General features: G+C 59.1%; 8 protein-coding genes. 2 read left to right on the top strand and 6 right to left on the bottom strand.

What is annotated here, in order from left to right; all coding sequences use genetic code 11:
* Window positions 1–75 precede the first annotated feature (75 nt).
* A complete protein-coding gene (locus BFV65_RS16155) occupies window positions 76–11,499 on the bottom strand; it encodes a BapA/Bap/LapF family large adhesin (RefSeq protein ID WP_069596881.1) in 11,424 nt (3,807 codons plus the stop codon).
* Between the two features lie 893 nt (window positions 11,500–12,392).
* A complete protein-coding gene (locus tag BFV65_RS16150; protein WP_069596880.1) occupies window positions 12,393–13,310 on the bottom strand; it encodes a LysR family transcriptional regulator in 918 nt (305 codons plus the stop codon).
* A 98-nt stretch (window positions 13,311–13,408) separates the two neighbouring features.
* Between BFV65_RS16150 and BFV65_RS16145 the strand changes: the two genes are divergently transcribed.
* On the top strand, window positions 13,409–14,131 hold the full coding sequence (locus tag BFV65_RS16145; protein ID WP_023298428.1) for an SDR family oxidoreductase: 723 nt from the start codon (window positions 13,409–13,411) through the stop codon (window positions 14,129–14,131).
* A gap of 39 nt (window positions 14,132–14,170) precedes the next feature.
* Here the strand turns inward: BFV65_RS16145 and BFV65_RS16140 are convergent, their stop codons facing one another.
* The 3 genes from BFV65_RS16140 to BFV65_RS16130 form a co-directional block, all read right to left on the bottom strand.
* Window positions 14,171–14,917, bottom strand: a complete 747-nt coding sequence (locus BFV65_RS16140) for an SDR family oxidoreductase (RefSeq protein ID WP_022649104.1) — start codon at window positions 14,915–14,917, stop codon at window positions 14,171–14,173.
* A 101-nt stretch (window positions 14,918–15,018) separates the two neighbouring features.
* Complete coding sequence (locus BFV65_RS16135; protein WP_022649103.1) at window positions 15,019–15,900, bottom strand: helix-turn-helix domain-containing protein; 882 nt, start codon at window positions 15,898–15,900, stop codon at window positions 15,019–15,021.
* An 18-nt stretch (window positions 15,901–15,918) separates the two neighbouring features.
* Window positions 15,919–16,524: an NADPH-dependent F420 reductase gene (locus BFV65_RS16130; protein WP_069596879.1), complete on the bottom strand. Its 606-nt coding sequence runs from the start codon at window positions 16,522–16,524 to the stop codon at window positions 15,919–15,921.
* A 108-nt stretch (window positions 16,525–16,632) separates the two neighbouring features.
* Between BFV65_RS16130 and BFV65_RS16125 the strand changes: the two genes are divergently transcribed.
* The gene (locus tag BFV65_RS16125; protein ID WP_022649101.1) at window positions 16,633–17,562 is read left to right on the top strand and encodes a LysR family transcriptional regulator; all 930 of its coding nucleotides are present in this window, start codon (window positions 16,633–16,635) and stop codon (window positions 17,560–17,562) included.
* A gap of 14 nt (window positions 17,563–17,576) precedes the next feature.
* Here BFV65_RS16125 and BFV65_RS16120 read toward each other — a convergent pair whose 3' ends face one another.
* A complete protein-coding gene (locus BFV65_RS16120) occupies window positions 17,577–18,755 on the bottom strand; it encodes a cupin domain-containing protein (protein WP_069596878.1) in 1,179 nt (392 codons plus the stop codon).
* Window positions 18,756–18,759: the final 4 nt, after the last annotated feature.

Below are 18,759 nucleotides of genomic sequence, written 5' to 3'. Positions count from 1 at the left end.
CCCTAATAAAAAAGTACTGCTTTTTTGTTTATGCCCGGGCGCTGTGTGCGCCCGGGTCATTTCTTGCAGGTGCTATCAGGTAATGATGTGTTGCTGGTTTACAAGCTCGTCGTAGGTGGTCTGAACGTTGTCCAGCGTAACGAGCGTAGATTTAGTGTAGGCGGCTCCCGTGCCGTCACGGTCGATGGAGATCACAGTATTGTTACCGCTTTGTGAAACAGAGACATAGTTCCCCAGCGTCGACGCGCTACCGTTCCAGCCCACCAGCAGATCGCCAATGTCGATCTTGTCTCCCTGCGACAGGGAGAAGTTCGTCCAGTGGTCACCCGTGCTGTTACCTGCGGTGGCGTTACCCGCCGTAGTGTTCAACACCTGATAAATCAGCGTGTCGCCGTAGGCCGTGCCGCTAATCACATCGTTATGTTCCGAACTGACAAATTTCGGTGCCATATTGATGGTCAGCGAGGCGGTATCCCGGGTGCCGTTGGCGTCGGTCAGGGTGTAGTTAAAGACCTCCTTGCTGGTGATGGTAGAGAACGATATCCCCGGGTTGAGTGTGTAGGTGTAACTGCCGTCTGCGGCAATCGCCAGCGTGCCGTAGTGACCCGTGATGTTTACCTGCGTGCTGCCGGTGTAAGGATCCAGCGTGGTGGTTACGCCGTCGTAGCCGGTAATGCTGAGACGGGTATCCACCGAATGCAGCTGGTCCATCGCGCCCGCGGAGCCGGTGCCGTCGAAGATATTGCCGTCAACGGTGTGGGTGCCCGTGGCGTCAAACTGCGACAGGGAGTAGCTGGTCCCGGTGACGCTTGGGGTAACGGTGATATTTCCCACCCCCAGCGGTCCCATTCTGCCGGTATAGTTCAGCGTATAGGTTCCCGCTTCCAGATCGAGGCCCGTCAGGTTGATCGTCGCCCTGCCGCCCAGCAGCAGCCCGCCGTTAAATGAGCCGGATCTGAGGGTGGTGGTGCCGTTGGTCAGCGTCCAGTCGACCGTTAACCCGGTAAGGGTCAGCAGCGAGGCGACGTTAAACGACAGAACCACGTTATGCAGTGCAGTATTAGGATCCACCACGAAGGTCCCGCTTCCGCTGCCCTGGGTTGAGGCAAGCAGCGCGGCGTTCCAGCTCGCCGACCCGACGGTAGTATCCGAGTATGCGGCGGTGCGGTGCACCGAGTTCACGTCCATCGCCGTGCTGACATCGTTCACCGCGTCCATTGGCTGCGCGGTCGGGGTGATGTTCAGCGATGCCGTGTCTTTCGAGCCGTTCGGCGCGGTGATGGTGTAGACGAAGGTATCCGGCGTGCTGATGCTGTCAGCGCCGACTCCGCTGTCCAGGGTGTAAGTGTACTCCCCGGCTGCGTTGATCCGCAGCGTACCGTACTCGCCGGTGATCTCCGTCAGGCCGCTGCTGTTCACCGCCACGCCGTTAACGTCGGAGACCACGGTACCTGCTGGCGCAATATCATCCGCCAGCACATCCCCGGTCGTGCTCTCGCTCACGCTTGCCACGCTGTAGACATGATCCTGCAAGACGTTCAGCGTGTAGGCCGTCAGCGCGGTGATCCCCGCCGCCGTATTGAGCAGGAACAGGTACTCGCCAGCGGGCAGGTTCAACGTCAGCTGCGGGGAGGTGCCGCCCAGCAGCGGCGCGCGCAGCCAGCCGGGTTCAACGCGCATCTGCTCGAAGGTCTGCGTCGCATTGTTGAACTTATAGATGTAGAGGTCGAACACCGAGGCCAGCGCGACGCCGCCCACGGACGCCTGAACGGTCATGGTGCGGGTGGTGCCTTCTTCCACGTTATAAATGATCGGGTTGGCCAGATCGTCCAGCAGGTTCAGCCCCAGGGTATTGCCAAGGTTGATCCCCACCAGGGTAAAGCCGCCCTGCGACGAGGTGCCGTTGTTGATCGCCTCCACGGTGGTGTCGAAGGTCAGCGAGGCGGTATCGTCCACGGCCACGATCCCGCTGCTGGTAGTGCCTTCGCCCAGCGACAGAACCAGATTTGCCGAGGCGCTGGTGCCGTTATGGGTGATGGTGTAGGTAAAGTTCTCCGTGCGGCCAATGACGGCGGCGCTGGTGTTGGTCAGGTTATAGGTATAGCTGCCGTCCAGGTTGATGGTCAGCGTGCCGTATTGCCCCTGAATCACCGTGCCGTCAGCCGTAACGCTGGTGGTGGTGCCCTGGGCGTTGGTGACCGTAGTGACGGTGGTGCCCGCCGGGGCGTTGTCGCTGCCTGCGGTTGGATCCACGTCAGTGATGACGTTCCCGGCAACGCTGGTCTCGCCGGACACGGTGCCTGCGCTGGTCTCTTTCACCGCCACATCGAGGCTGGTGTAAGAGCCGGTTGCCAGCAGGTTAGTGTTGTAGCTCAGGACGCGATACTGACCATTCGCCAGCCCGGTCAGGTTCAGCGACACACCCGTCGCGCCGAGGGTCAACAGGTCAGCGAACTGCGGCTGCCCGGTATCGACCACGGTGGTCCAGGTGTTGTTGGCGGCGTCGAAGCGCTGTACCACCAGCTCAAGGGTATTGAGCAGGGAAAGAACGGCACCCGTGGCGTTGGCGTTCACGGCAATATCCGCACTGCCGCCGTTGCCGACGGTGAAACCTACCTGCGCGGTGTCGTTGCCGAGCAGCGTCAGCACGTTACCTAAGGCGCCTACCAGCAGGAAACCATAGTCGCTGTACTGCGAGTTGGTCACCGTGGCGGTGGTCGTGAGCGCCAGTTCTTCAGCGTTGGTGCTGGCAGAGAGCGGCACCACCGGCGCAAGGGCTGAGCCGGGCAGCGAAACATTGCCTGCCGCATCGGTGGCGGTGATTTGCAGCGTCTGACCTTCCGTCTGTTTATTGAGGAAGGTGTAGCTCCAGGAACCGTTGCTGTCCGCCGTGGCGGTGACCGTTGAATTATCCGCCAGGCGGATGGTGACGGTGCTGCCCGCTTCAGCGCTACCGGTCAATACGCTGCCGTCTGCGTTGAAGGTCCCGGTTGGAGCCGTTGGCGCAGTGAGATCGACAATGACGGTGGTCGACGTGGAAATCGGGCTGGTGCCCGAGCCGTTGCTCGCCGTGGCGGTGAAGGCATGCGGGCCTTCACTCAGCACCGGCGTGGTGAAGCTCCAGTTGCCGCTGGCATTCGCGGTGACCGTGCCCATCAGCACCCCGTTGTTATAGAGGGTGATGGTCGTGTTCGGCTGCGCCGTGCCGCTCAGGGTTGGCGTGGTGTCATCGGTGGTATTCCCGTTGGTCAGGTTGCCCGTCACCGTGCCAACGTTATCGTCAATATTGGCGATAACAGGCGCGTTCGGGATTGTGGTGATCGGGGCAATCACGGAGGTGGTGATACCCGCGTTACCGGCCTTATCCGTAGCAAAGACAATCAGTGACTCCCCGCCGGTCTGTGGAGGGGTGAGGGTGGCGCTGAAGTTTCCGCTGCCGTCCGCGACGGCGGTACCAAGCACGGTTCCGGTGCTGCTGGTGATGGTGACGGTACTTCCCGCTTCCGCCGTACCGGTAACCTGCGTCCCGTTGGTGATCACCGCCAGCCCGGTTGGGGCTGCTGGCGGCGTCAGGTCAACGTTGATCGTGATAATCGGCGATGGCGCGCTGGTATTGCCCGCGGCATCGGTGGCGGTTGCGGTGAAGTTATGCGCGCCTTCCGTCAGCGTGGTGCTGGTTTGCGGCAGCGTCCAGTTGCCGTTGGCATCGGCAGTGACGGTCCCCACCAGCGTCGTGCCGTCGTAAATACGTACGGTGGCATTGGCTTCTGCCGTACCGTTTAAGGTCGGACGGGTGTCGTTGGTTGGGTTGGTGCCAGTAACAGGTCCGGTGACGGTCCCCACATCATCCTCAATCGAGGTGATTGCCGGTACGACAGGGGCGGTGGCATCCACATTAATGGTGTAACCGCCGGTCTGCGCGCTGGCGTTGCCCACCGCGTCGGTGGCGGAGAAGGTCAGATTATGCGGCCCGTCAGCCAGCGGGGTGGAAGGCGTAAAGCTCCACGCGCCGCCGGTGGCGACTGCGGTGCCAATCTGTACCCCATTATCAAAGATGGTGACCGTCGCGCCGGCTTCTGCCGTACCGGTGATCGTTGGCCGCGCGTCGTTGGTTAACCCGCCGTTGGCGACAGGCGCAGCGGCGTTACCGACATCGTCGGTGATGCTGGTCAGCACCGGCAGCGCTGGCGGCGTGGTGTCAATGGTCAGGCTGAAGTCGGCGGACGGCGTGCTGGTGTTACCCGCCTGATCCGTTGCTTCTGCGGTAAAGGTGTGTGACCCACTGTCCAGCGGCACGGTGATATCGACGGTCCAGTTGCCATCGGCATCGGCAGTACCGGTGCCCACCAGCGTGGTGCCCTCATAAATATTCACGGTGGCCAGCGGCTCGCTGGTCCCCACCAGACGCGGGAGAGGATCGTTGGTGGTCTGGCCGGAACCTATTGCCCCGGTGATGGTGCCAACGTCGTCAAACGCCTGGGTGATAACCGGCGCGACAGGCACAGCCGTATCTACCACCAGCGTAAAGCCTGGTGAGGCAGGGCTGACGTTGCCCGCGGCATCGGTTACCGTGGCGGTCCAGGTGTGGCTGCCGTTTGCCAGCGTACCGGTGGTAAAGCTCCATACGCCGTTTGCGTCCGCCACGGCGGTACCCACTTCACGGCCACTTTCATAAATGGTGATGGTCGCGTTGGCTGCCGCGGTGCCGTTCAGCGTTGGCGTGGTGTCGTCTGTGCTTTGTCCCGAGGCAACCGGGCCCAGCACGGGACCGGCATTGTCGGTGGCAGGGGTAAAGACCGGTGCGTCGGGCACCGACGTATCCACCGTCAGGTTGAACGGTGGCGAGGTGACCCCGGTATTGCCTGCGGCATCGGTGGCGTTGAAGGTAATGGTATGCGGCCCTTCACCCAGCGCGGTGGTCGGCGTGAAGGTCCAGTTACCCTGGGCGTTGACGACCGCCGTGCCGATTTCCACATCATCGACAATAACGTGCACCGTTGCGCCCACTTCCCCCGTACCGTTGAAGGTTGGACGGGTGTCGTTGGTGGAACCGTTGCTGGCGAGGGTTCCCGTTCCCGGGCTGACATCGTCTATTACCGTGGTAACCACCGGGGCCGCAGGCCCGGCGGTATCCACCGTAAAGGCGAACACTGGCGAGTTGGCGGAGACGTTTCCGACATCATCGCTGGCGTTGACGCGCAGGTTATACGTCCCGTCTGTCAGAACCGGATCCGGCGTAAAGGTCCAGTTACCGTTGCCGTCGACCGTAGTGGTACCAATCTCCACGCCGTTATTCAGAACGTGAATGGTGGTGCCCGCCTGGCCGGTGCCGCTCAGGGTTGGCGTGGTGTCATTGGTGACCTGCCCGGCGGTAAGCGGGCCGGTTACGCCACCCGGGGCGTTGTCGCTGACCGTATCGATCGTCGGCACCTGTGGCGCCGTCAGATCGATATTGATGCTCCAGACGCCGGACGGCTGGCTGACGTTGCCCTGCGGATCCGTCGCTCTGACCGTAAAGTCATGCGTCCCTTCGCCGAGGGCGGTTTCAGGGGTAAATGTCCAGGCGCCGGTGCCGTCTGCTGCCACCGTACCAATTTGCGTAGCGCCATCAAAAATGGCGACGACGCTGTTCGGCTCGGCGCTACCGGTCAGGGTTGGCGTAGTGTCGTTGGTTGGATCGCCGCTTGGGACAGGCGTTGCCGCATTGCCTGCGTTATCCGTCACGCTGGTAATCACCGGCGTGGTAGAGACGGTGTCGACAACGATGGTGATCCCGGCCGACGGGGCGCTCTCATTGCCTGCCGGGTCGGTGGCGGTCACGGTCAGGGTGTGGCTGCCGTCGTCCAGCGCAGGCGGCGTGTAGCTCCAGGTGCCGGTCGGACCGACAACAACGGTGCCCAGCGGGTCGCCGTCATCGTACACCGTAATGGTGTCCCCGGCCGTGCCTGTTCCGGTCAGGGTAGGACGGTTGTCGTTGGTGCTCTGCCCGTCAGCGATTGGGCCGGTGACCGGGCCTACGTCATCGGTCACCGCACCGATGGCTGGTGCGGTCGGATCGGTGAGGTCGACGGTGACGGTCGCGATCGGCGACTGCCCGCTGGTCGCGCCGGTGGTGGTATTCGTGGCGGTGACGGCGAAGGTGTGTGGCCCTTCCGTCAGCGGCAGGAGCGGCGTGTAGCTCCAGTTGCCGTTGGTATCCGCAACGACAGTGGTCACCGGAAGCAGCGATCCATCCTGATAAATGGCGATCACGCTACCCGGATCGGCGGTGCCGGTAAGGGTAGGCGTGGTGTCATTGGTGGTTTTATCTTTCACGTCGCCAATGACGGGATCGACGTCATCGTTGATCGCTGTAATCACCGGCACCGCAGGCAGATCGAGCGGAGAGTCCGGCACGTCAAAGGTGGTTGACGGGCTGGCATTGCCTGCGGGGTCCGTGGCGGTGAGCGTCAGCGTAGTGGCATCGAGTTGGGCCGGGGAGAGGGCGATGGTGAAGGAGCCTCCCGTCGCGACCCCGGTCCCGATGATATTGCCGTTGGCGTCTTTAACCGTCACCGTGGTTCCGTCATCTGCCGTACCGGTCAGCGGAGTGCCCTCCGCGGCAATGGCGATATTAGTTGGCGTTGCAGGCGGCAGGGTATCCACCGTTACGCTGAGATCCCCGGAGCTGGCGGAGGTATTTCCCGCCGCGTCACTTGCGGCAACCGAGAAGGTGTGCGGCCCTTCCGCAAGCGCGGGGTCGGCTGTCCAGGACCATGTCCCGTTCGGCTGAACCACCACGACCACCGGAGACGGCGTGCCATCAACAGAAACGGTTACGCTCGAACCCGGCTCGCCAATCCCGGTGAGGGTTGGGGTACCGTCGCGGGTGTAAAGCACGCTGTTAGTCAGTTGGCTGTCAGAGACGGCGTCAATTTGCGGCACGGTCGGTGCCTGCGTATCGACCGTCACGCTAAAGACCGGGCTGACCGGGCTCAGGTTACCCGCGTCGTCCACCGCGGCGACGGTGATATTCAGCGGGCCATCGGTTTGTGTCGGCAGGGTGTATGACCACTCGCCATTGGCGATTTCAACGCGATCCACTTCCACGCCGTTGTTGTAGATAATCACCGTTTCGCCGGTCGTGCCGCCTCCGCCAATGACAGGTGTGTTATCGTTGGTTGAGCCTCCATTCTGAGCGCCGCCAATGGAACCGATGAGCGGGGTATCCGGGGCGAGGGTGTCGACCGTTATCGTGATACCGGTTGATGGCAGAGATTCATTGCCGGCTTCATCGGTGGCGGTCGCCGTGTATTGGTGCGTCCCTTCGCCAATGTTGCTCTCAGGACGCCAGCTCCAGTTACCGCTACCGTCCACCGTGACGCTGCCCACGGCCTGCGGCTCGCCTGTACCCACCTGGTCATAGATGGTAATGACGTCATTCGGCGTACCGGTGCCGCTCAGTACCGGGCGCGGATCGTTGGTGGTTCCGCCATTGTCCACTGGCCCGGTGATCTGGCTTACGCTGTCTGTCACCGTCGGGATCCCCGGCTGGCCCGGCGCGTCGGTATCAATGGTAATGGTCACTGGCGTGGACGGTGCGCTTTCGTTCCCGGCGCTGTCCTGATTGGTCACCGTCAGGGAGAGATCGTAGGTGCCGTCAGGGAGCGGATCTTCCGGTGTCCAGCTCCAGTTACCGTCGCCATCGATCTCGGCTTCACCTATTTTGGTTGCGCCATCGTAAATGCTTACGGTATCTCCCGGCGTGCCCGAGCCGCTCAGGGTTGGTGTGGTATCGCGGGTGGTCTCCCCAGGATTCAGAGCCGTCCCCGGTGTGGCGCCGTCCGGGTTCACGGTGATCTCAGGAATATCCGGCGTTGCAGGCGCGGTCGTGTCGATCGCCAGCTCAAACGGTGGCGAGATGGTGGTATTACCCGCCTCATCCGTCGCGTGGACCGTCAGCGAATGCGGGCCGTCCGTCAGCGGCGTGGTTGGCGTAAAGCTCCAGCCGCCGCTACCGTCAAGCACGGCCGTGCCGAGCAGGTTGGTCCCGTCATAGATAGTGATGGTGGTGCCTTCCGGTGCGGTTCCCTGCAGCTGCGGCAGCGTGTCATCGGTAGTATCCCCGCTGTTAAGCGGAACCTGCACAGTGCCGATGTTATCGGAGACGGTGTCAAGGGTGGCCGCCGGTGGCGGAGTGGTATCGACGGTAAAGGTAAAGCCGGGTGATGATGCGCTGGTGTTGCCGGCCGCATCGCTCGCGACGACGGTGAACGTATGGTGCCCGTTCCCTAATGCGGTAGTGGGCGTGAAGGTCCATGCGCCACCGTTATTCACAATGGCAGTACCAATATCCTGTCCGTCCAGGCGGATCGTCACGGTGGAGCCCGGCTCGCCGGTACCGTTCAGCGTCGGGAGCGTGTCGTTGGTGATTTGGTTGTTGTCGAGCGGCCCCGTGCGGCCCGGTACGTCATCAATGACCTGCGTAATGGCTGGAGCGCCCGGCGCGGCGGTATCCACCGTGATGCTCCAGGTGTTCGATGTCCCGCTGAGGTTATTGTTGGCGTCAACCGCCGTCGCCGTCAGCACGTGCCCGCCGTCGGGAAGATCCGTTTCCAGCGTGATGGACCACTGGCCGTCAGGCCCAACCACCGCGGTGCCGATTTCAGTGGTGCCGCTGTAGAGGGTGATCGTTGTGCCGGGCTCGCCCGTTCCGTTGATGGTCGGGGTTTTGTCGTTGGTGAGACCGTTCTGGCTGACAGGACCGGTGACGTCGAGCGCATCATCCTCCACGCCTGTGATGACCGGGGTTTGTGCCGCGGTGATGTCCGGCGCGTCAAACGGCGCGGTCGGGCCGGTGTTTCCGGCGGTATCGGTGGCATCTGCGGTCAGGGCTTCGCCGTTGGCTTTCGGCGGGATCAGATCAACGCTGAAATTACCCTGATCGTCGGCGACCGCTTCCCCGACCTTAACGCCATTTTCACGAATGGTGACGGTGCTGCCCGGCTCGGCTGTACCGGTTACCGTGGTGCCGTCGGCAGAGATCACCACGTTTTCCGGTGCCAGCGGTGGCGTGCTGTCTGGCGCGTCGGCAAAGCCGGACGGACTGGTGTTGCCGCTGCCGTCGGTGGCCGTCACTTCAAGGGCTTCGCCGTTGGTCTGGGCTGGCGAAATCGGGATGGTAAAGGTGCCGTCCGGACCGGCGGTGGCCTGGCCGATAATCGTACCGTCCGGCGCTTTAATAATAATCGTGCTGTTTGGCTCGGCGGTTCCGCTGACGCTTGCCCCGTCTTCCGCCACCACCAGGTTACCCGGTGCGGCAGGCGCGGTGATGTCCGCTGCGTTAACCAGCGCCGGTGAACTCTGGTTGCCTGCAGCATCGGAGGCGACCACGGAGATGATCTCGCCGTTCACTTGTGCAGGGTTCAGGTTGGCGACGTAGTTGCCGTTGCTGTCGGCAGTGGCGGTCCCGATTTGCACCCCGGCGTTGTTGGTGATGACAATTTTACTGCCCGGCTCGGCAGTACCGGTGATTTGCGTGCCTGTCGAATTGAGCGTCGCCTCCGGCATGTCTGGCGGCGTAAGATCGACGGTAAAGTTGATCGGCTGAGACAGGCCGCTCTGGTTGCCTGCCGCATCGGTTTCGCGCAGGGTAATCGAATGTGCACCCTCTGCCAGCGGCGTTGTCGGCGTGATGCTCCAGGTACCGTTCGGCAGAACCGTTGTGCTGCCAATCACAACGCCGTTATCGTAAACCGTAATCGTGCTGCCTGGTTCTCCTCGGCCCGTCAGGCGGGGCTGCGACTCGTCGGTAAACTGCCCGGCGGTAATCGTGCCTTTCAGCCCTCCGGTGTCATCGTTAACGATAAATCCTGTCGGCACCGGCGGGGTGGTGACATCCACCGTTACGGTAAAGGCCGGTGAGGCCGGACCGGTGTTACCGGCGATGTCGGTGGCGCGTACGGTAAGCTGGTGGCTGCCTTCGCTCAGGTTAACCGACGGCGTAAAGCTCCAGCTTCCGTTGCTGCCTACAACCGCTGTGCCAATGGCAATGCCGTTATCATAGATGGTGACCGTAGAGCCCGCTTCCGCCGTGCCGGTGAGCTGCGGGCGCGGATCGTTAGTGGTGCTTCCGCTTCCGAGCACGCCGGTATTGGGCGCAACGTCGTCGGTCATGCCGGTGATGGCTGGGGCACCTGGTGCGACCGTATCCACCACGAAGGTCACCGCCGTGGACGCCGGGCTGGTATTGCCTGCTGCATCGGTCGCGGTGGTGGTAATGGCGTGGTTTCCTTCAGACAGGTTGGTCGACGGGGTAAAGCTCCATTTCCCGGTAGCATCGGCCGTGGCGGTGCCGATCGGCTTGCCGTTGTCATAGAAGGTAATAACGGTGCCAGCTTCACTGATGCCGCTGAACGTCGGGCGTGCATCGTCCGTGCGTTGTCCGTTGCTCAGCGGGCCCGCTTCGGTGCCCACGTTATCATTGACGGTGACAATCTCGGGGGCAGCCGGCGCGGTTGAATCCGGTGCCGTGACCTGAACGCCCGGGCTGGTATTGCCGGACGGATCGGTGGCGGTGGCGGTGATCTGCTCCCCGTTGGTGAGCGGCGTGCCGAGATCGATAGTAAATTTCCCGTCGCTGCCAGCCTTGCCCGTTCCGATGGTGTTGCCATCGGCATCTTTCAGTGTCACGGTGCTGCCCGGCTCAGCCGTACCGGAGACGGTTTTGCCGTCAGGCGAAACCTCCAGATTGGCAGGTGCATCCGGCGCGGTGAGATCCGGTGCTGTGACCTGACCACCCTGGCTGGTATTGCCGGACGGGTCGGTGGCCGTGGCGGTGATCTGCTCCCCGTTGGTGAGCGGCGTACCGAGATCGATAGTAAATTTGCCGTCGCTGCCGACCTTGCCCGTTCCAATGGTGTTGCCATCGGCATCTTTAAGGGTAATCGTGCTGCCCGGTTCAGCCGTACCTGTTACGGTTTTGCCGTCAGGTGATACCTGAAGATTAGTGGGAGTATTCGGAGGCGTAGTATCAGGTTCGGAAGGATTTCCCGGATTACCGGGATTCGGGTTGTTGTTATCGTCATCTCCGCCACCTCCACCGCCGGTTCCCGCCGCAATAGCAATCCCACCTGCGGCGGCCAGGCCACCCAGCACCCAGGGCCACGCAGCGGCGCCACCAGCATCACTCCCTGACGCCGCCAGTAATGCATCGGTGGAGGCGATGGATTCATAGGTCGCGGCACCGGTTGGATCTTCAATCCACCACAGCGCTCCGTCACTCTCTTCAAGCACCAGCTGGCTTACGCCCTGCGCATCAGTGACGTAGAAATTCTTGAGGGTAATCACTTCGCCCGAATTGAGGGTAATCACCAGATCGTTTCCGCTGCGGGAGTAATCTGCGATGTTGGCTCGATCCACGTTAAGCTTAACGATTGAGGAGTGATCGAGTGTTATCTGTGTCCCTTCCGTGGTCGTTTCCACGCCAGTTAATTTAGATATAACAGATATTTGGCTCATACAGTTATTACTCCAGCAGAGTGATTGGTTACGGCGTGTCAAACAAAGCCATCGTTTCTGAAGAGATGAACGCGCTCCCGGCGAAAATACTGTTTAATAAACAGGATTTACCGTTACTTTCTTTAGCGCGACCGATGCCCGCCAGGATTAAAAGTGGCAACCTCAGGGCAAAGCTAATTATTTACACAGGAAATAGTTGTTTATTTATATGTTTGCGATTTATAAGCCTTATTATTTGTGCAGGTATTAAATTATTTCGTTATAAAAATGATATAGCTATAAATGTCTGAATACGCAAATTAAGTGTTCGTAAACCCAACGCGGCTATTGCAGGGGAGATTAATTGATAGCGTGAATATATTTCGTTAGCTATGAGGGCGCGTGGATAAAGGGTTTTGGCGTAAAAGGTGCAACCCTTAAAACGGTGCTGGTGGGGCGATATTAATAATTATAATATGCGATAAATATCTAATTTTGGTTAGGTTTAATTGCTGCTTAATTATGGTTTAAGTTAGGGTAAAATATCTGGTGTATGATATATTTAAAACTCTCTCATTTATAAAATATATTTTTACGGGCGGGTTAATTTCTGCTACTCAAAAAATTACGTATTTTCTTCTCATGTTTAATAAATAAAAGGCCGCAAGCGTGGCCTTTCAGAGGCTATCGGTATTAGCCTAAAGAAATTATGCCGATTTCCACGAGGGCGGCTAATGTCAAAAGAATAAAGAGGATAACAACTATTGGTCTGTACATTTTTAAGGTTCCATCCTTGTGTGAAGTCCTGCCCATCGTGTCCGTTGTCATTTTCCATGGTAATGACGTGCTGTCGTTGATGCTCATCAAAGGGACGCAGTAGATTGAGGAAAATCTGCATTCAGGGTTGGAACCATTTAACGCAGTGTCGGCTGCGTGGCGGGGAGCTGTCGCCACTGGCGGATGTGCTCGATCAGGGCTCTGAGCTTGGGGGCCATATTGTGGCGCTGGGGAAAATAGAGATAAAAACCAGGAAAAGATGGAAGAAACACATCCAGTAAGGAAACCAGCTGTCCTGATTCAATGTACGGTGTGAAGGTGTCCTCCGTGGCAAAGGTTATACCACCACCGGCCAGCGCGAGGCTGAGCATAAGACGCAGATCGTTAGTGGTGATTTGTGGTTCAATTGCCACATCGAAAGGGACGCCTGCTTCCTCAAACTCCCAGCGATAGGGGGCAACGTCCGGGGAAGGGCGCCAGCCGATACACCGATGAGCGACCAGTTCACGGGGGTGCGTCGGTGCGCAGTGTGTCGCCAGATAGGAAGGTGAAGCCACCACCCGTTCACGCTGCTGGCCCGTAAGGGGAATAGCGATCATGTCTTTTTCGATAACTTCGCCCAGCCTCACCCCGGCGTCATAGCCCGCTGCCACGATATCGAATTCCTCATCTGACACGAAAACATCAAGCGATACCGCAGGATGCGCGGCCGTAAACGAGGCGAGCAGTGGGCCCGAAAGAAACGCTTCCGCAATTGAGGTGACAGCGATCCTGAGCTGTCCGCGCGGTATGCTGTCCGAGGTGATGTCGTCAAAGGCCGCCTCAATGTTGGCGATGGGCCCCAGCAACGATTTATGCAACCGTTCACCCGCTTCGGTGAGCCTTACCGAGCGCGTGGTGCGCATCACCAGCAGGGTCTGAAACCCATCTTCGAGACGTCTTATTCCCTGGCTGACAGCGGAACGGGTTATGCCCAGGCGCCCGGCGGCAGCGCTGAAGCTGCGTTCTTCGGCGACCGCCAGAAAAAGCGGTAACAAATTAAGATCGATTTTCATTGTTTAACATTGCTAACCAGTGAGTCCAGTAAAGGCAGGATACAAGAAACAATGGTCTGTATCTATGATTGCAGTGAACTCAACTGAAGGAGTAAAACATGAACAAAGTCATCTTAATTACCGGCGCCTCCAGCGGTATCGGAGAAGGTATCGCCAGAGAGCTCGGCAAGGCTGGCGCAAAAGTGTTCCTGGGTGCACGCAGGCTGGATCGCATCCACGCTCTGGCTGATGAAATCCGCAGCGCAGGAGGGGAGGCAGAGGCTCAGGTATTAGACGTTACCAGCCGCCAGTCGATGGCCGCCTTCGTTCAGGCAGCACGGGATAAGTGGGGCCGAATTGACGTACTTATTAACAACGCGGGCATTATGCCTCTCTCTCCGCTTTCGGCTGGCAAGCAGGATGAATGGGAGCGCACCATTGACGTAAATATCAAGGGCGTACTGTGGGGTATTGGTGCTGTTTTGCCGATTATGGAAGCCCAGGGCTCGGGGCAGATCGTCAATATAGGCTCGATTGGTGCCTTGTCCGTCGTGCCCACGGCCGCCGTCTATTGCGCGACCAAATTTGCGGTACGGGCCATTTCCGATGGTTTACGTCAGGAAAGTTCGAACATCCGTGTGACCTGCGTCAACCCTGGGGTAGTGGAAAGCGAACTGGCCTCGACCATTACGCACGAAGAAACCATGGCGGTGATGGATGCGTACCGGGCTATTGCTCTCAAACCGGCTGATATCGCTCGCGCCGTGCGCCACATCATCGAGGCGCCTGAGAGTGTCGATACCACCGAAATCACCATCAGACCTACGGCCTCTGCAAACTAACGTTGCGGGTCAGGCACCAGCCTGACCCGCTTCACCCTCTTACCACGGCTGTTCGGTCGGCATAATAAACAGCTCTGCCACGTCCACATGTTCCGGTGCCTGCAATACGTAAAGAATCGAGTCGGCGATATCATCGGCTTTCAGGAACGTCATCTTCTCCTTCAGCTGTTCCATCTGTGCACGATAATTTTCGTCACTGATATGCTCGAATAATTCACTTTCAACGGCACCCGGCTGAAGCGAGGTGACGCGAATGTTGAACTGAGGGGCCAGCTCCATACGCAAAATATCCGAGAAGGCGGCAACCGCGTGCTTCGTCGCGCAGTATACGCCCAGTCCGGGAAACGTTTTACGCCCGGCGATCGACGAGGTATTGATGATATGACCCGAGCGCTGTGACTGCATAATCGGCAATACGGCCGCGACCGTGTTAAACAGGCCCTTTACGTTTACATCTACCATTCGATGCCACTCGTCAACCCGGAGGCTGGCGATATCCGAAATCGGCATCAGCCCGGCGTTATTAAAGGCGATATCAATATGGCCATAGCGTTTGTGCAGTGCCTCCACCCCTTTATTAACTGAGGCCGGGTCAGTGACATCCATTGCCAGCGCCATGGCTTCCCCGCCAGCAGCCTCAATTTCAGACACCAGCGCCTGAAGACGATCCAGACGGCGGGCAGCGAGACCCACCCTGACGCCCTGTTCCGCTAACTTTTTGGCCGTGGAGGCACCAATTCCGCTTGAAGCACCGGTGATGAGCGCGACTTTACCGTTGAGTTCCATAGTTGATCCTCTTGAGAGTTGATTTCAACGCTTCAGAAAGAATGTCTGAAGTACGGGTCAATAATGGATCTTTCTGGCAATCGCTTCGCGCGGGCTTTTGCTCAAACTGTCGGGCTTTTGCTGCGAACGGCATCGCTGCGATAGTGGGAGGGCGTCACGCCGTTATGCCTGAGGAATACGGCAGCAAAGTGGCTGGGGCTGGTGTATCCGACGTTCAGTGCAATATTGATAATGGAATCATTGCTTTCCGATAGCATGCGACGCGCCTCCTCCATGCGTAGCCGGATAAAGTAGTGAGAAGGGGAAAGTCCGGTTGACTGTTTAAAGGCGCGGCTAAAATGGTATTCGCTAAGATCGGTCAGTTCAGCCAGGCGTGCCAGGTCAAACGGCTGGGCTAACCCTTCACGCATTGCCGTGAAGACCCGGTGCAGCTTAAATGCTTGCAAGCCCCCGCGGTGTCGTTTCGCATGTGTGCCATAGGTGCGAATCAGATGTACTGCCAGCGCCTGCGCAATGCCCTGGATAAACGGGCCGCTGGGTGGATTTTGCAGATACAGCTCCTGACGTATCTGCTCCAGCAGGGCGGATAGCGTGTCGTCGCGCGCGCCGGAGACTTCCCGCAGTTCATACTCCTGCATCATAGCCACTCCCATATAAACATGCATAACGACGAAAGGCGTATCTGGCCCGGCGTGCCAGCGCATTTCAGTAGGAGAAGCCGCCGTTGTGAGAAAGAAATCGCCTGCGGTAACGCGGTTTGCTAACCACGGCTCACCGGGGGAACGCTCCTCAACGACGGCATTACCTGAGAGGATCCAGACGATAAAAGGCTCCGGCACTGCCGGAATAATGACGTTTTCCTGCACGTGTCTGCGCGCCAGAATTTGCACGAATACATCCCGGGAAGATTGCGCCCGATGTTCCCTGATCAGCTTGCCGGGAAGGTATTCTTCAAAGGTCTCTGCGGAAGTACGCTGCGTCATATTTATCGTTGCCTTTAGCTATGCCAGTTGCACCAGGTTCACCGCCGGAAGAGGCCCTCCGGGGAATTGTTGTAGCGTACCGCCAACCTCCAGGCTGCCTAAATCAATACTTGCGAAGCCCAGTTGCCCGGCTAAGGCTGTTATTTCCGCCTTTGCGTCAGGATGGTCTCCGGAGATAAAGACGACACGACGGCCACCCGCCTGCGCCGGATCCTGAGCCAGCACCCCTGCAAGGAGAGTATTGAAGGCTTTAACGACGCGTGCACCCGGAGCCCACTGTGTCACCACCTGGCTTGAGTTTTTTCCGCCCAGTTCAGCCAGCGTGAAGCCTGGCAGTATGACCGGGTTGGTCGCGTCGATCAGGATACGCCCCTCCCAGTTGATGCCGCGTAACGCGGCCTCGGTTTTCTCCCAGTTTGTGCTGACAAAAACGATGTCGGCCTGGGCGGCCTGTTCTACGGTGCCAGCGCGAGCCCCATGGCCCAGTTTCTCAACCACCGCAGTCAGGCTTTCCGGCCCGCGGCTGTTACTCAGAATAGCGTTCATGCCCGCTTTAACCAGTTGTTCTGCAAAGGCTTGCCCGATAGCGCCAGCGCCGATGATACCTACAGTAGTCGTTTTCATATTGTATTTCCTTCATTGAAGAGTAGTGAACATGCACTGAGAGTAGTAATCTTTGACCTATCTGAATAGCCTATATAATTAGATGGGATCCATCTGCTGGAGCGATACATGCTGGACGGTATGTCTGTTGATCAACTCCGCACCTTTATTGCTGCCGTTGATGAAGGGAGTTTTTCCGCCGCCGGTCGCAGGCTGCGGCGCGCGCAGTCGGTTGTCAGCGCGACGCTGGCAAACCTTGAGGCACAGGTCGGGTTTCCATTATTCGATCGTACCGGGCGTTATCCGACGCTGACGGAGGCGGGCGTCGCCATGCTGGAAGCGGCGCGTCTTGCCACTGCCGGGATGGACGCCTTTAAGGCGAAGGCGCGCACCTTAGCCGAAGGTCTTGAGCCTGAACTGGCGGTGTCCGTCGACGTGATGTTTCCCGTAGCGCAGCTCACCGCTGCGGTGCAGGCGTTTCAGCAGGCATTTCCTGACACCCCGCTGCGTTTGTATGTGGAAGCGTTGGGGGCGGTGTTCCAGCCTTTACTGGACGGTCATTGCCGGGTGGCGATAACCGGATCGCTGCCGCATCTTCCGGCGGGATGCATCTCAGAATTCCTTCTCAGCGTGCCTGCGGTGGCCGTTGTCTCCCCTGAGCATCCGCTGGCGAACGCGTCCGGTCCGATCCTTCGTTCACTTTTACAGGAACACGTCCAGCTGGTGCTGACCGATCGCTCCTCTCTCACCGTGGGCCGAAGCTTTGGCGTCATGTCGTCAAAGACATGGCATTTAGCGGATATGGGCGCGAAGCACGCCTTCCTGCGTGCCGGACTGGGGTGGGGTTATATGCCGCTGCCAATGGTCGAGGAAGATCTCGCAGCGGGAAAACTGGTTACGCTGAACGTGCCGATGCAGCCCGACGTCGGGCCCGGTTTTTCCATGCAGGCGGTGCACCTGGAGGAACATCCGCCCGGCCCGGCCGGACGCTGGTTCGTTAACAGGCTGAAAATGCAGGCTGGCATGCCTCTCAACGAACGCAGCGGATCCGGCAAGTGAGCTCAACGGATAATTCAGGTTTTGTTGCTGTTGCATGTCTCCAGTATCGCACCGGCCCGACGGGCCGTGGCAGGCAGGATGTCGGCATCGGCCACGTAGCCATCGGGATCGAGACAGCGATTGTGTTCTCTCGCCTGTTGCAGGATCGCTTCATCCCAGTAGAGGCGCTTACGCTGATCGCCGCGGGTCGTCAGAATAAACTCCGTTTTGCCGTCAACCGCGCGGTAGCGACGCCAGCTGTTTGCCGGAACAGAGATCACCGAACGTTCCGGAGCGATAACGCTCACTTCTTCGCCCGCCTCGTTCCAGGTGATCTCCAGCTGGCCTTTAAAGACCATAATGACCTGAATATCCGGGCAGAGATGGCGGCCCACAACGTGATCCTCGGCGAGACGCAGCCATTCGACGGAAAAACCGTGCGGGCTCACGATAGCGGGAGCGGAATCCCGATCCTGTGAAATGCCGAAACCGATAACCGGCGCAATTTCGCCGCCGTGTCCTGGCAGCACCGAATCCAGCAGTCCCTGGGCTGACCAGCAGCGGTCATCGCTGGTTACCGCACGCTGGCGCATCTCCTCAACGCTGTAGTCACGCAGCCCGGCAATATATTCCTCTGACAGCGGCGTCAGCAGCGCGGCGGGGTCAGGCCGCGGGTCGCCGGTTTCCTGTGTGATGAGCATGTTGTCTTTACTCAAATACATTCCGTATTCACTGGCTGCCGCCAGCACGGAAGGATGCCAGATGATGCCGCCCGTGTTGTCCCCGCCGAGCACCGTAAACACCATACCGCTGGTCTCTTCTTTACTGACGTTGGTGAAACCGCGGAAGATCCAGGTCGGTATTGAAAGGATAGTGGGTGCGCTAAATTCAGCTTCATGCTCGCCGTTGGCGCCCCAGCGAAAACGCCATGTTCCTTCATGGATCAGGAACACCTCGGCGGTGAAATGCAGATGTAGGTTATTCGTCACCCCTTTCGGCATAGCCGCCGCGCCAATGTTAAAGCCGTGCGGCTCGGGAATATTGACGACCTGCTCGCTGGACTGGGTTACACCCGGGCCGATGAAGGAATAGTTTTGTTTGAGATGCGAGCCGGGTAGCTTGCAATCAATAAAAGCAAGATTACAGGAAATCATGTCCTCGGGGGCGATTAACCGTGTTCGAGCCTGACTCTGGGTAAGATGGATGGTTTTCATTATT

The organism is Enterobacter hormaechei subsp. hoffmannii (genome assembly GCF_001729745.1).
Taxonomy (GTDB): domain Bacteria; phylum Pseudomonadota; class Gammaproteobacteria; order Enterobacterales; family Enterobacteriaceae; genus Enterobacter; species Enterobacter intestinihominis.
Note: the sequence above shows the minus strand (reverse complement) of the source record. Positions and strands in the feature narration are given on the sequence as shown.

Excerpts from the sequence above, each read along its gene's own strand:
- BFV65_RS16140 (WP_022649104.1), bottom strand. The coding sequence starts at position 14,917 with ATGGAACTCAACGGTAAAGTCGCGCTCATCACCGGTGCTTCAAGCGGA.
- BFV65_RS16135 (WP_022649103.1), bottom strand. The coding sequence starts at position 15,900 with ATGACGCAGCGTACTTCCGCAGAGACCTTTGAAGAATACCTTCCCGGC.
- BFV65_RS16130 (WP_069596879.1), bottom strand. The coding sequence starts at position 16,524 with ATGAAAACGACTACTGTAGGTATCATCGGCGCTGGCGCTATCGGGCAA.
- BFV65_RS16125 (WP_022649101.1), top strand. The coding sequence starts at position 16,633 with ATGCTGGACGGTATGTCTGTTGATCAACTCCGCACCTTTATTGCTGCC.
- BFV65_RS16155 (WP_069596881.1), bottom strand. The coding sequence starts at position 11,499 with ATGAGCCAAATATCTGTTATATCTAAATTAACTGGCGTGGAAACGACC.
- BFV65_RS16145 (WP_023298428.1), top strand. The coding sequence starts at position 13,409 with ATGAACAAAGTCATCTTAATTACCGGCGCCTCCAGCGGTATCGGAGAA.
- BFV65_RS16150 (WP_069596880.1), bottom strand. The coding sequence starts at position 13,310 with ATGAAAATCGATCTTAATTTGTTACCGCTTTTTCTGGCGGTCGCCGAA.
- BFV65_RS16120 (WP_069596878.1), bottom strand. The coding sequence starts at position 18,755 with ATGAAAACCATCCATCTTACCCAGAGTCAGGCTCGAACACGGTTAATC.